Raw genomic sequence first — 13,281 nt, 5'->3', positions numbered from 1 at the left:
ATGTCCGACACGGGATTCACCCTCGACGACCTGATGCGGATCCTGCGCGAGGGCTCGGGGGAGACCGAAGAACCGGCCGGCGATCCCGCCGGCGTCGAGTTCGCCGAACTGGGCTACGACTCGCTGGCGCTGCTGGAAACCGCCGGCCGGATCGAGCGCGAGTACGGCCTGACCCTCGACGAATCCGCACTGGCGGAGGCCACGACGCCGCGGGCGCTGGTCGAGCTGGTGAACGAGCACCTGGCCCGGGTCCGCGCCTGACCCGGCCACCCCCACGACGACGGGAGCAGGAATGACCGACCAGGAAGGCCGCACCGCGGTCGTCACCGGCGCCACGAGCGGGATCGGGCTCGCCGTGAGCAAGCTGCTGGCCCGCCGGGGCCTGCGCGTTTTCCTCGGCGCACGCACCGCCGAGAACGTCGCCACCACCGTGAAGGAGCTGCGCGACGCCGGCTTCGAAGCCGACGGGGCCGCGTGCGACGTGCGGTCCGGCGAGGACGTGACCGCGTTCGTGCGCGCCGCCGTCGACCGGTACGGCCCGGTCGGCGTGCTCGTCAACAACGCCGGCCGCCCGGGCGGCGGTGTCACCGCGGAGATCGCCGACGAGCTGTGGCTCGACGTCATCGAAACCAACCTCACCAGCGTGTTCCGGGTGACCCGCGAGGTCCTCACCACCGGCGGCATGGTGGCGGCCGGCCACGGCCGGATCGTCAACATCGCTTCCACCGCGGGAAAACAAGGGGTCGTGCTGGGCGCGCCGTACTCGGCGTCCAAGCACGGGGTCGTCGGGTTCACCAAGGCGCTCGGCAACGAGCTGGCCCCGGCCGGCATCACCGTCAACGCGGTCTGCCCCGGCTACGTCGAAACCCCGATGGCCGAACGGGTCCGGCAGGGTTACGCGGCCGCGTACGGGACGTCCGAGGACGAGGTGCTGAAGAAGTTCCAGGCCAAGATCCCGCTCGGCCGCTACTCGACGCCGGACGAGGTCGCGGGCCTCGTCGGCTACCTGGTGACCGACACCGCGGGCTCGATCACCGCGCAGGCGCTCAACGTCTGCGGCGGGCTCGGCAACTTCTGATCCGGCGAGCAGGACTGGAGGACGACCATGCGCGAAGCGGAACACGACATCCTCGTCGACGCGCCGGCGGACGAGGTCTACCGGCTCGTCGCGGAAGTGGCGAACTGGCCGCGGATCTTCCCGCCGACGGTCTTCGTCGACCACGTCGAGCGGGGCGAAGGCACCGAGCGGATCCGGATCTGGGCGACCGCCAACGGCGAGCCCAAGAACTGGACCTCGCGCCGCGAACTCGACCCGGCGGCCCGGCGGATTTCCTTCCACCAGGAGGTTTCCACGCCGCCCGTCGCCGAGATGAGCGGCACGTGGATCGTCGAACCGGTGTCGGCGGCCACGGCGAAGGTGCGGCTCCTGCACGCCTACCGCGCGGTCGGCGACGACCCGGGCGGCCTGGCGTGGATCGACCGGGCGGTCGACACGAACAGCCGGTCGGAACTGGCCGCGCTCAAGCACAACGTCGAACTGGTGACCAACCCCGAGCTGACGTTCTCGTTCACCGACACCGTCCGGATCGACGCCCCGGCCAAGGACGTGTACGACTTCGTCGACCAGGCCGCGCTGTGGGCCGAGCGGCTGCCGCACGTCTCTTCGGTCGACCTGCGCGAGCCGAGCCCCGGCCTGCAGGTGCTGCGGATGGACACCCGCGCGAAGGACGGTTCGGTGCACACCACCGAGTCGGTCCGGGTGTGCTTCCCGCACCACCGGATCGTCTACAAGCAGACCACGCTGCCCGCGCTGATGACGCTGCACACCGGCCGCTGGGACTTCGCCGAGGAGCCCGGCGGCGGCACGACGGCGTCGTCGGAGCACACCGTCGTGCTCAACACCGCGAACATCGCGAAGGTGCTCGGGGCCGGCGCCGGGGTCGCCGAGGCCCGCGAGTTCGTCCGGACCGCGCTGAGCACCAACAGCCGGGCGACGCTCGGCTTCGCGAAGGACCACGCGGAAGCGCGGCCGTGACCCGCCTCGAGGCCGCCGACGTGCTCGTCGTCGGCGCCGGCCCGGCCGGTTTGCTGCTGGCGCACGACCTCAGCGCCGCCGGCGTCGCCGTGACCGTGCTGGAGCAGCGGACCGCGCCGCACACCGAGTCCCGCGCGTCGACGCTGCACGCCCGCACGATGGAGCTGTTCGCCGAACGCGGGCTGCTCGACGAGCTCGGCCCGCCGCCGCGCGGCGGGGCCGGTCACTTCGGCGGGCTCGGGCTCGACCTGACCGAGGCCGATCCGGCACACCCCTACGCGGGGCAGTGGAAAGCGCCGCAGACCGAGGTCGAAGCCGTGCTCGCCCGGCGGGCAGTGGCGCGCGGCGCGGACCTGCGCCGCGGGCACCGGGTCACCGCGCTGACCGAGCACGGGACCCACGTCGAGGTGACCGCGACCGGACCGGCCGGCCCGGCCCGGTGGCGGGCCGCCTTCGTCGCCGGCTGCGACGGCGAGGACAGCACCGTGCGCCGGCTGGCCGGCATCGGCTTCCCGGGCCACGACGCGAATCGGGAGCTGCTGCGGGCCGACGTCCGCGGGATCGACGTACCGGACCGGCGCTTCGAACGGCGCCCCGCCGGGCTCGCGATCGCCTCACGCGGGCCGGACGGGACGACCCGGCTCATGGTCCACGAATACGGCCGCGCCCCGCGCACTTCGCCGGGGGAGCCCGGGTTCGCCGAGTTCGCCGAGGTGTGGCGCGGCGTCACCGGCGAGGACGTCTCGCACGGCGAAGCCGTGTGGGTCAACGCCTTCGGGGACGTCCGGCGGCAGGCGGAGCGGTACCGCGCGGGCCGGATCGTGCTGGCCGGCGACGCGGCCCACGCGCAGCTCCCGGTCGGCGGCCAGGCGATCAACCTCGGCCTCCAGGACGCCGCGGAGCTCGCCCCGCGGCTGGCGGCCCAGTTCACCGGCGGGCCCGACGAGGCGCTGCTGGCGGGTTACCACGACGTCCGGCACGCGGTCGGGCGGCGCGCGCTCGCCGGCATCGAAGCCCAGGCGAACCTGCTGCTCGGCGGCCCGGAGGTCGAGGCGCTGCGCGAAGTGGTCGGGGAGCTGCTCGACCTCGGCCCGGTGCGCCGGCACCTCGCCGCGGCGATCAGCTCGCTCGACACCCCACGCCCGGCCGCGCGCCCCGGCGCCGGCCCCACCACCCCCAGGAGGACGGAAATGGCTCAGCTGAGCGGAAAGACCGCGCTGGTCACCGGGTCGAGCCGCGGCATCGGCCGCGCGACCGCCGAGCGGCTCGCCCGCGCCGGCGCGCTCGTCGCCGTGCACTACGCGGAAAACGAGGACGCGGCCGCCGAGGTCGTGGCCACCATCGAGGGCGACGGCGGACGGGCGTTCGCGGTGCGCGCCGACCTGGCCGCACCCGGCGGCGTCCACGAGCTGTTCCTCGCCCTCGAACTCGGGCTCAAGGAGCGCACCGGGAGCACCGACCTCGACATCCTGGTCAACAACGCCGGCGTGATGGGCGGGGTGGCCCCGGAGGACATCACGCCCGAGCAGTTCGACCGGCTCTACGCGGTCAACGCCAAGGCGCCGTTCTTCCTCGTCCAGCGCGCCCTGCCGAACCTGCCCGACGGCGGCCGGATCGTGAACATCTCCTCGGGCCTGACCCGGTTCGCGAATCCGCAGGAGGTCGCGTACGCGATGACCAAGGGCGCGGTCGACCAGCTCACCCTGCACTTCGCCAAGCACCTCGGCCCGCGCGGGATCACCGTGAACAGCGTCGGGCCGGGCATCACCGACAACGGCTCGCCGGTCTTCCGCAACGCCGAAGTCGTCGCGCAGATGGCATCGCTCTCGGCGTTCGGCCGGGTCGGGGAGACCGACGACGTCGCCGCGGTCGTCGAGTTCCTCGCCGGCCCCGGCGCCCGCTGGATCACCGGGTCCTACGTGGACGCCAGCGGCGGTACCCTGCTGGGCGGCTGAGGACCGTGGCGCAGACGGCAGGTCCGGTCCGCGCGGCCCCGCGGCCGCTGGTCTTCGTGCTCGCCGGGACGATGCTGCTCGACGCGCTCGAGGTGTCGGTGCTCGTGCCCGTGCTCCCGGCGCTGGCCGGGGCGTTCGGCGCCGGGCCGGGGCAGGCGCAGTGGCTGCTGACCGCGTTCGCCGCCGGGTTCGGTGCGGTGCTGCCCGCGGGCCCGTGGCTCGCGGCCCGGTTCGGCACGCGGCGGGTCTACCTGGCGGCGTTGCTCGCCTTCGCGGCCGCGTCCGTGGTCGCCGGCGTGACCGGGGACTTCGCGGTGCTCGTGGCGGCCCGGCTGGTCAAGGGCGCGTGCGCCGCGCTCACCGCGCCCGGCGGGCTGGCCGTGCTCACCGCCGCGGTCCCCGAGGGCGACCGGCAGCGGCGGGCGGTGGCGCTGTACGCGGCGTTCGGCGCGGCGGGCTTCACCACGGGCCTGCTGGTGTCGGGTGCGCTCGCCGGCGCCGGACTGCGGTGGGTGCTGCTGTTCCCGGCGCCGGTCGCGCTGGTCCTCGCCGGGCTCGCCGCCGCGGTGGTGCCCCCGGACGGGCCGCGGGCGCCGGTCGCGGCGTTCCCGCGGGGACTGGCGCGCAACGGCCCGTTCGCGCGGTCGGCGTTCGGCGCGGCGGCGCTCAACGGCACCTACCTGACGACCCTGCTGGTCACGACCTACGCGCTGCACGAACGCGGCTGGAGCCCGCTCGCCGCCGCCGCCGGCTGCCTGCCCGCGTGCCTGCCGGTCGCGCTGACCTCGCCGGTCACCGCGCGGCTGGTCGCGGCGATCGGCACCGCCCGGCTGATCGCCGCCGGGGCGGTGGCGGCCGCGGCGGGCTACGCCTGGCAGCTGCTGCCGCTGCCGGGGGACGGCTACCCGCGGCTGGCACCGACGCTGGTGCTCGCCGGTCTCGGGTTCGTCTTCGCCTTCGGCGCGCTCAACGTCCAGGCGGTGGCCGCGCTGCCGGCCGCGGCCCGGGCCAGGGCGGTCCCCGTCTACCAGAGCTGCGTGCAGTTCGGCGCGGTGGCCGTGGTGCTCGCGGGCGTGGCGGTGGCCGGCCTGGACGGTCCGGTGTGGACGGTCGTCACGGCGGTGGGGGGCGCGGGCGCGGCCGTCGCGCTAGCCGGGTGGCGGCGCGCGTCCGCGGAGTCTCGAGGAGGAAGCAGATGAGCCTGAACACGCTCGACCACCCCGGCGCACCGGCGCGCCGGCACGACCGGTGCCTGCTCACGGCCCGGGAACGGATCTCCCTGCTGCTGGACCCGGGCTCGTTCACCGAGTTCGACCGCGGCGACGGCGTGCTCACCGGGCGCGGCGAAGTCGAGGGCCGCCCGGTGCACCTGTGGGCGCACGACCTGCGCTTCGCCGGCGGCGCGCTGGGGGAGGCGTCCGCCGCGGGGATCCAGCGGCTGCTGGACACCGCGCTGGCCGAAGGCACCCCCGTCGTGGCGCTCGACGACTGCGCCGGGGTGCGGGAGGACGTCGCCGCGCCGGACGGCTACGGTGGCACGCTGCGCCGGGCGGCCGCGCTGGCGGGCACCGTCCCGCAGATCACCGTCCTGCTCGGCCCCTGCCCGGGCGGCACATCCTACGGCGCGGCACTGGCCGACTTCGTCTTCGCCGTCCGCGGCGCCGCGGCCCCGGCCACGGCGCAGTTCGTGCACGACGACGAGCCGACGTGCCTGGAGGACGTCCGGCGGCTGCTGACCCTGCTGCCGCCCAACCGGAACGAACCGCCCCGCACCGAGCCGTCCGAAGACCCGCCGGAACGCCTGGTGCGCCACCGGTCCGCCCTCGACGTCGGCGACCTCATCGCGGAGGTCGTGGACGACGGCGACTGCGTGACCGTCGGGACCGGGCCGGGCACCCGGTGCGCGCTGGCCCGGATCGGCGGCCACGCGGTCGGCCTGGTGGCGGCGTGCGACCGCGCGGCGGGCGCCGGCGACGCGGCCCGGTTCGTCGGGTTCTGCGACACCTTCGGCATCCCCCTCGTCACGGTCGCGGACGTGCCGCCGGTCCGGCCGCACCCGGCGCTGCTGGCGGCGTACTGCGCGGCGACCACGCCCCGCATCTCGCTGCTGCTGCGACCGGCGGAAGCCGGCACCGGCCTGACGCTGGACTCCCGCCCGCTCGGCGCCGACGTCTGCCTGGCCTGGCGGCACGACGGACCGCGCCCGGCGGCCGACGAAGTGATCCAGCCCGCCCAGACCCGGCGGGTGCTGGTGCGGTGGCTCGCGGTGCTGCGCGCGCGGGCAGTACCGCGGTGAAGCCCCCGGAAACCCCTTCAGGGAAAGGAAAAGCCGTGTCCGTGAAACCCCAGACCGTCCTGGTCGTCGGGCCCACCGGCAACGTCGGGCCGCACGCGCTGGCCCAGCTCCTCGAAGCCGGGGTGGCGGCCCGCGCGCTGGTGCCGCCCGGTGACCCGGCCGTGGCCCGGATCCCCGCCGGCACCGAGGTCTTCGAAGGCGACCTGGCGGACCCCGAAAGCCTGGTGCCCGCCCTCGACGGCGTCACCGGCGTGTTCCTCATGTGGCCGTTCTTCACCCTCGACGTCGCTACCGCACCCGCCGTGCTGGAGGTGATCAGCCGGTACACCGCGCGGGTCGTCTTCGTCTCCTCGATCGGTGTCCACATCGGACTGGAGCCGGTGGACAACAACTGCCACGCCTACCTCGAGCAGCAGATCGAGAAGGCCGGGCTGACGTGGACCTTCCTGCAGACCACCGGGTTCGCCTGCAACGCGCTCGGCTGGGCCGGCCAGCTCGGGGGCGGCGACGTCGTGCGGTTCCCCTACGGCGGCGCCGTCCGGACGCCGGTCCACGAAGCCGACCTGGCCGCCGTCGGGGTCCGCGCGCTCACCGAGGACGGCCACGAGAACCGCCGCTACGTCGTGACCGGGCCCGAGCCGCTCTCGCAGGCCGAACAGCTGCGGATCATCGGGGCGGCGGCCGGGCGCGAGCTCGCGTGGGCCGAGGTCGCCCACGACGCCGCGCGGCAGGCGATGGTCGGGGCCGGCTGGCCGCCCGCCTACGCCGACGGCGCGCTCGAGTACTTCGCGACCCTGGTCGAGGCGCCGGAGACGCGCACGGACACCGTCGCCGAGGTGCTCGGCAGGCCCGCCCGGACGTTCCGCGACTGGGCCGAAGAGCACGCGGACCGCTTCCGGCGCGGTGCGGCGTGACGACCGGCGACGAGGGGTTCGCCGGGTTCTGGGTGCTGTCGGCGGCGGACGCCGCGGCCGCGCGGCTCCTCTCCGCGCAGCTCGACGACGAAATGCTGAGCCTGCGCGACGCGGCCGGGTTCCGGTCGGCGCGGCTGCACCTCGGCGTCGACGGGCGGACCGTGGTGCTCCGCCACGGCTGGCGCGGCGCCGCCGACCACACGGCCTTCCGCGACGGGCCCTTCGCCCAGCGGCTGCGCGGGGTGGCCGGCCGGGCCGGCGTGCGCGCCCCGCGCTGCTACGGCGGCGAGCTCGTCGCCCGCATCGAAGGCCCGGACGCCGGTGCCGCGCCCGGGGTCGTCGTGCTGGCCGTCCGGCACGTCGGCGGCCGCCGCAGCGCCCTCGCGCTCACCGAGCTGCTGGAGCGCAGCGGGGACTGGAAGCGGGAGTTCCCGGGGTTCATCTCCGCGGACGCCGCGATCGGCCCCGACCACACCACGTTCGTCAACTATCCACAGTGGACCGATGTCGCCGCGTTCGATGCCTACATGGCGGATCCGCGCAACGCCGCGGGCCAGCCGGGGATCGCCCGGCTCGAAGCGGCCGAGCCCGTCATCGTGCGCTGCTCGGTCGTCGCCGAGGTGATCGCCGTGGAAAGGAGCTGAAATGACCACCCCCGCCGAAGCACCCCCGGCCGGGCTGTTCACCGCCGGCTACTACCAGGACCCGTACCCGACGCTCGCCCGGCTGCGCGAGCACGACCCCGTGCACGAGTTCCGCTTCCCGGTCGGGGACGTGCGCATGTGGCTGGTCACGCGCTACGACGACGTGCGCGCCCTGCTCGCCGACCCGCGCTTCTCCTCCGAGGGCGGCACCTGGGGCAATTCCGAGTTCCGCGAAGCCGGCCTGGTCAGCGGCGCGGGCAGCGTCCTCGAACGCGCGGTCACCGTGGTGGACCCGCCCGCGCACACGCGGCTGCGCCGGCTCGCGATGAGCGCGTTCACCACCCGCCGCGTCGAGCGATGGCGGGACGAGCTCACCGGGCTGGTGGACCGGACCTTGGACCGCTGCGCCGCGCTCGGCACGTTCGACGTCATGGACGACTTCGCCGGCGTCGTCTCCTCGGAGATGCTCGGCGCCATCCTCGGCCTGCGGATCGAGCGCCACCGCGACCTGGTGGACGCGCTGACCCAGGCGTTCCCGTCGGACCCGGCGCTGATGGACCGGGTGCCCGCCGGGTTCGCGCGGATCTGCGAGTACGCCGAGGAACTCGTCGCCGAGAAGCGCCGCACGCCGGCCGACGACCTGACGTCCGCGCTGGTCGAGGCGTCCGAAGACGGCGACCGCCTCGACGAGCGCGAGCTGGTCGCGATGGTGGCGGCGATGATCATGGCGGGCAGCGACACCGTCCGCGCGTTCCTCGGCAACGCCGTGCTCGCCCTGCTGGACCACCCGGACCAGCGGGCCGCGCTGACCGGCGGCGCGGACACCACGGCCGCGGTGGAAGAACTGCTGCGCTACGAAGGCGCGCTTACCACCGCCCTGTTCCGGGTGACCACCGAAGACGTCGACTTCGCCGGCACCCGGCTGCCCGCCGGCTCGCCGGTGATCGCCGGGCTGCTCGCGGCGAACCGCGACCCGCGGCGGTTCCCCGACCCCGGACGGCTCGACCTGGCCCGGACCGGGCCCCGGCACGTCGGTTTCGGGCACGGCCTGCACAACTGCCTCGGTGCCGCGCTCGCCCGGCTGGAGATCGGGCTGTCGGTGACGGCGCTGTTCCGCCGGTTCCCCGGGCTGCGGCTCGCGACCGGGCGCGCGGACGTGCGCTACATCGAGAACTGGGCGATGCGGCGGCTGACCGCGCTCCCGGTGGACGCGGCGCGATGAGCGGCCCCGCCGTCCGCGTCGACCGGGCCCTGTGCTGCGGGTCCGGGTCGTGCGAGGTGATGGCGCCCGGGCTGTTCCGGGTCGGTGACGACGGGTTCGCCGTCTTCCGGCCCTCAGCGGCCGGGGCGTGGGACGCGCAACTGCTGGAGGACGTCGCCCGGTGCTGCCCCACCGGCGCGATCACGGTGCACGGGACCGACGAAGGGAGCGCCCGATGACCCAGGAGACCGAGCAGGCCGCCGACACCGAGCAGGTGATCGGCAGGCTGTGGGAACGCAACTACGACCCGGGGACCCGCGGGATGATCACCGGGCTCGGCATCCGCCCGGACTGGCGCTGCCTCGACCTCGGGGCCGGCCTCGGGTCGATGTCGCGCTGGCTGGCCGGGCAGGTCCCGCGGGGCTCGGTGCTCGCGCTCGACCGCGACACCACTGCCCTGGCCGGCGCCGCGGCGGACAACCTGACCGTGCAGCAGGCCGATCTGGCCGAAGCCGACTTCCCGGACGGCTCGTTCGACCTCGTGCTGGCCCGGGCGGTGCTGTCGTACCTGCCGGACCCGGAGGCGGTGCTCGACCGCGTGCACCGCTGGCTCGCGCCGGGCGGGTACCTCGTCGCCGAGGACTTCTACTTCATGCCGAGCGACGACTGCGCGACCCCGCTGGGCCGCCGGGTCGTCGAGGGCTACGCGAAGGCCGCCGCGGGCGCGGGCCTGGACTGGCGGCTCGCCCGCCGGCTGCCGTCGCTGCTCGCGCGCACCGGCTTCGAAGCCGTGGAGCAGACCGTCCGGCCGCTCGGGCCGGGGCAGGGTGAGGAGGAGAACGAGCTGATGCGGGCGCGGATGAACCTGCAGGGCGCGCCCCTGGTGGAAAACGGCCTGGTCTCCGCCGAAGACGTCGCCGAGTTCGTGGCGACGCTCGACCGGCCCGAGGTCCGCGACGTCACCACGCTGCTGTTTTCGGTGCGGGGGCGGCGATGAAGGTCCTCTTCTGCGCTCCTTCGGCGTTCGCGCACCTCAACCCGCTGGTGCCGCTGGCGGGTGCGCTGCAGGGCGCCGGCCACGAGGTCCGGGTGGCGACCCACCCGGAGATGACCGGCGCCGTGCGCGCGCTCGGCCTGACCGCGGTCGCGGCGGGGGAGTGGGACTTCCCCAAGGCCAACGCGCACGAGAGCGACGCGCTGTACGAGCGGGTGCTGGAGCTGATCGGCGACGAGGGCCGCGACCGCGCGCCCGGGCGGCCGCCGTCGAAGATGGTGCTGCGCGGGTTCCGCCGCTACTACGACCCGGAACCGCCGGGGGCGCGCGGGAACCTGCTCGCCGACGACCTGGTCGCGTTCGCCCTGCGGTGGCGGCCGGACCTGATCGTCTGGGACTCGATCTCGTTCCCCGCCGCGATCGCGGCGCGGGTCTCCGGCGCCGCGCACGCCCGGGTGCTGTGGTCGGTGGACGACGTCGCGTGGCTGCGCGCCGTGCTCAACCGCGTCACCGCCCGCCCCGGCGCCCCGGCCGACCCGATGCTCGCGCACATGCGCCCGATGCTGGAGCGCTTCGGTGTCGAGTTCGGCGAAGACCTCCTGCTGGGCCAGTTCACCCTCGACGCCTATCCCGGCGTGCGGTTGCGCACGCCGGCGCCGGAGCTGCGGTACGTCCCGCTGCGGCCGGTGCCCTACACCGGCACGATGACCGTGCCGGACTGGCTGGACGACCCGGGCGGGCGCCCGCGGGTGGCGGTGTCGCTGGGGGCGGGCATCCGGAGCTTCTTCCCCGGCGGTACCAGCAAAGTCGCGGCCGAAGAGCTCTTCGAGGTCACCAGCGGGCTGGACGTCGAGGTCGTGGCGACGCTGAACGAGGCGCAGCTGGCGTCCGTCGGGCACGTGCCGGACCACGTCCGCGTCGTCGACTACCTGCCGCTGAACCTGCTGCTGCCGACCTGCGCGGCGATCATCCACCACGGCGGGGGCGGGACGTTCGCGGCCGCCGTCGCGCACCGGGTGCCGCAGCTGGTCTGGAAGGAACGCAGCGTCTACTACGACGACATCGCCCGGCTCGTCGAAACGAGCGGGGCCGGCCTGGTCGTCGACGACGAGCCGTTCGCCGCGGACGTCGTGCGCAAGCAGCTCACCCGGATCATGACCGAGCCGTCGTTCGCCGCCGGTGCGGCCGGACTGCACCGGGACGCGCTGGCCGTGCCCGCGCCCACCGAAGTCGTTCCCGTGCTGGAACGGCTGACCGCCGAGCACCGCGGGGTGACCCGGTGACGCCGGTCCGGCTCGGCGTGCTCGGCTGCGCGTCGATCGTCCGGCGCCGGATGCTGCCGGCGGTCGCGCGCCGCAGCGACGTCGAGCTGGTGGCCGTCGCGAGCCGGGACGAGACGAAGGCGAAGAGCGTCACCGCGGAGTTCGGCGGGGAAGCGGTCGAGGGGTACGAACAGCTGCTCGCCCGCGACGACCTCGACGCCGTCTACGTCCCGCTCCCGGCGGCCCTGCACGCGGAGTGGGTCGAGCGCGCGCTGCGGGCCGGTTTGCACGTGCTGTGCGAAAAGCCGCTGACCGGGACCCTGCCGGCGAGCCTGCGCCTGGTCCGGCTCGCCGAAGAGCGCGGGCTCTCGCTGGTCGAGAACTTCATGTTCGCCCGGCACGCCCAGCACGCCGTGGTGCGGGAGCTGGTGGCCGCGGGCGCGATCGGGGAAGTCCGCGGCCTCACCGCGGAATTCGCCTTCCCGCCCAAGCCCGCGGACGACATGCGCTACACCGCGGCCGGCGGCGGCGCGCTCGTGGAGATCGGCGGCTACCCGCTGCGGACGGCGTTGATGCTGCTGGGCGACGAGCTTTCGGTCGCCGGCGCGGTCGTGCGGCACAGCGCCGAACACGGCGTCGACCTCTCGGGCGCCGCGCTGCTCACCGACCCGGCCGGGCGCACCGCCCACCTGACGTGGGGCATGGAGCACGCCTACCGGGCGAGCTACGAACTCTGGGGCGAGACCGGGCGGATCGTCGTGGAGTGGGCCTACACGCCGCCCGCCGGGCACCGGCCGGTGCTGCGGATCGAGACCCAGGACCGGATCGACCGGCGGACGCTGCCCGCCGACGACCAGTTCGGCAACGTGCTGGCCGAGTTCGCCCGGTCGGTGCGGACCGGCGTCCCCGGCGAGCTGGAAGGGCGGAACGTGCTGCGGCTGGCCGCGTTGTTCGACGAGGTCGCGGCGGCCGCGCGGGTGTGCGGGGCGGTGGGGTGATGCGGATCCTGGTCACCGGGGGAGCCGGGTTCATCGGCTCCGCCTACGTCCGCGGCCTGCTCGCCGGTGCCTACCCGGGCACGGACGGCGCGCGGGTCACCGTGCTCGACAACCTCGGCTACGCCGGCCGCCGCGACAACCTCCCGGCCGCGCACCCGCGGCTGGAGTTCGCCGAGGGCGACGTCCGGGACACCGCGCTGCTGGCCGCGCTCGTGCCCGGGCACGACCTGGTGGCGCACTTCGCCGCGGAGTCGCATGTGGACAGATCGCTGGCCGCGGCGGGCGACTTCCTGCGCACCAACGTGGAGGGCACCGGCGCGGTGCTGCAGGCGTGCGCCGACGCCCGCGTGGCCCGGGTGGTGCACGTGTCCACCGACGAGGTGTACGGCTCCATCGACGACGGCGCCTGGACCGAGGACTCGCCGCTGCTGCCGAACTCGCCGTACGCGGCGTCCAAGGCGGCGTCGGACCTGGTGGCGCGCGCGTACTGGCGCACCCACGGTCTCGACGTCTCGATCACGCGGTGCTGCAACAACTACGGGCCCCGCCAGCACCCCGAGAAGGTCATCCCGCTGTTCGTCACCAACCTGCTGCGGGACCGGCCCGTGCCGCTCTACGGCGACGGGCGCAACGTGCGCGAATGGCTGCACGTCGACGACCACTGCCGTGCCGTGCACGCCGTGCTCACCGGCGGCCGCGCCGGCGCGGTGTACCACGTGGGCGGCGGGACCGGGCTGAGCAACCTGGAGCTCACCCGGCGGCTGCTCGAACTCTGCGGGGCCGGCGAGCGGCTGGTGCGCCGCGTGCCCGACCGCAAGGGGCACGACCGGCGCTACGCGCTGGACGACAGCCGCATCCGCACCGAGCTGGGCTGGGCCCCGCGCGTCCCGTTCGACGCCGGGCTGGCCGCCACTGTCGCCTGGTACCGCGAAAACCCCGGCTGGTGGGCCGCTTCCGCGAGCCGCGCCGCCGCGCTGTGAGG

14 protein-coding genes are annotated in these 13,281 nt (G+C 75.1%); all 14 read left to right on the top strand.

Annotated features, from left to right (window positions below; genetic code table 11):
• Genes MUY14_RS22555 through rfbB form a run of 14 tightly spaced genes read left to right on the top strand, consistent with a single transcriptional unit; the run spans nucleotide 1 to nucleotide 13,279 of the window.
• Nucleotides 1-261: an acyl carrier protein gene (locus MUY14_RS22555; RefSeq protein WP_247011620.1), complete on the top strand. Its 261-nt coding sequence runs from the start codon at nucleotides 1-3 to the stop codon at nucleotides 259-261.
• A gap of 31 nt (nucleotides 262-292) precedes the next feature.
• Complete coding sequence (locus tag MUY14_RS22550; protein WP_247011619.1) at nucleotides 293-1,078, top strand: SDR family NAD(P)-dependent oxidoreductase; 786 nt, start codon at nucleotides 293-295, stop codon at nucleotides 1,076-1,078.
• Nucleotides 1,079-1,105: 27 nt separating this feature from the next.
• Nucleotides 1,106-2,035: an aromatase/cyclase gene (locus MUY14_RS22545; RefSeq protein WP_247011618.1), complete on the top strand. Its 930-nt coding sequence runs from the start codon at nucleotides 1,106-1,108 to the stop codon at nucleotides 2,033-2,035.
• A complete protein-coding gene (locus tag MUY14_RS47140; protein ID WP_315863231.1) occupies nucleotides 2,032-3,990 on the top strand; it encodes an SDR family oxidoreductase in 1,959 nt (652 codons plus the stop codon). Before MUY14_RS22545 ends, MUY14_RS47140 begins: the two co-directional genes overlap by 4 nt.
• A gap of 5 nt (nucleotides 3,991-3,995) precedes the next feature.
• Entirely contained in the window at nucleotides 3,996-5,189 is a 1,194-nt protein-coding gene (locus tag MUY14_RS22530; RefSeq protein ID WP_247011617.1) for an MFS transporter, read from the top strand.
• Entirely contained in the window at nucleotides 5,186-6,286 is a 1,101-nt protein-coding gene (locus MUY14_RS22525; protein ID WP_247011616.1) for a carboxyl transferase domain-containing protein, read from the top strand. Before MUY14_RS22530 ends, MUY14_RS22525 begins: the two co-directional genes overlap by 4 nt.
• A gap of 35 nt (nucleotides 6,287-6,321) precedes the next feature.
• On the top strand, nucleotides 6,322-7,200 hold the full coding sequence (locus tag MUY14_RS22520) for an SDR family oxidoreductase (protein WP_247011615.1): 879 nt from the start codon (nucleotides 6,322-6,324) through the stop codon (nucleotides 7,198-7,200).
• Nucleotides 7,197-7,844 (top strand): putative quinol monooxygenase, encoded by a 648-nt coding sequence (locus MUY14_RS22515; RefSeq protein ID WP_247011613.1) that lies wholly within the window; start codon nucleotides 7,197-7,199, stop codon nucleotides 7,842-7,844. Before MUY14_RS22520 ends, MUY14_RS22515 begins: the two co-directional genes overlap by 4 nt.
• A gap of 1 nt (nucleotide 7,845) precedes the next feature.
• The gene (locus MUY14_RS22510) at nucleotides 7,846-9,066 is read left to right on the top strand and encodes a cytochrome P450 (RefSeq protein ID WP_247011611.1); all 1,221 of its coding nucleotides are present in this window, start codon (nucleotides 7,846-7,848) and stop codon (nucleotides 9,064-9,066) included.
• Nucleotides 9,063-9,284, top strand: coding sequence for a ferredoxin (locus tag MUY14_RS22505; protein WP_247011610.1), 222 nt, complete (start codon nucleotides 9,063-9,065; stop codon nucleotides 9,282-9,284). The genes MUY14_RS22510 and MUY14_RS22505 overlap by 4 nt, the downstream gene beginning before the upstream one ends.
• On the top strand, nucleotides 9,281-10,042 hold the full coding sequence (locus MUY14_RS22500) for a methyltransferase domain-containing protein (protein WP_247011609.1): 762 nt from the start codon (nucleotides 9,281-9,283) through the stop codon (nucleotides 10,040-10,042). Before MUY14_RS22505 ends, MUY14_RS22500 begins: the two co-directional genes overlap by 4 nt.
• Nucleotides 10,039-11,322: a nucleotide disphospho-sugar-binding domain-containing protein gene (locus MUY14_RS22495; RefSeq protein ID WP_247011608.1), complete on the top strand. Its 1,284-nt coding sequence runs from the start codon at nucleotides 10,039-10,041 to the stop codon at nucleotides 11,320-11,322. Before MUY14_RS22500 ends, MUY14_RS22495 begins: the two co-directional genes overlap by 4 nt.
• Entirely contained in the window at nucleotides 11,319-12,299 is a 981-nt protein-coding gene (locus MUY14_RS22490; RefSeq protein WP_247011607.1) for a Gfo/Idh/MocA family protein, read from the top strand. Before MUY14_RS22495 ends, MUY14_RS22490 begins: the two co-directional genes overlap by 4 nt.
• Complete coding sequence (gene rfbB, locus MUY14_RS22485; protein WP_247011606.1) at nucleotides 12,299-13,279, top strand: dTDP-glucose 4,6-dehydratase; 981 nt, start codon at nucleotides 12,299-12,301, stop codon at nucleotides 13,277-13,279. The genes MUY14_RS22490 and rfbB overlap by 1 nt, the downstream gene beginning before the upstream one ends.
• Nucleotides 13,280-13,281: the final 2 nt, after the last annotated feature.

Source organism: Amycolatopsis sp. FBCC-B4732 (assembly GCF_023008405.1).
GTDB lineage: Bacteria > Actinomycetota > Actinomycetes > Mycobacteriales > Pseudonocardiaceae > Amycolatopsis > Amycolatopsis pretoriensis_A.
The sequence above is the reverse complement of the archived record's forward strand: the minus strand, read 5'-3'. Positions and strand labels throughout refer to the sequence as shown.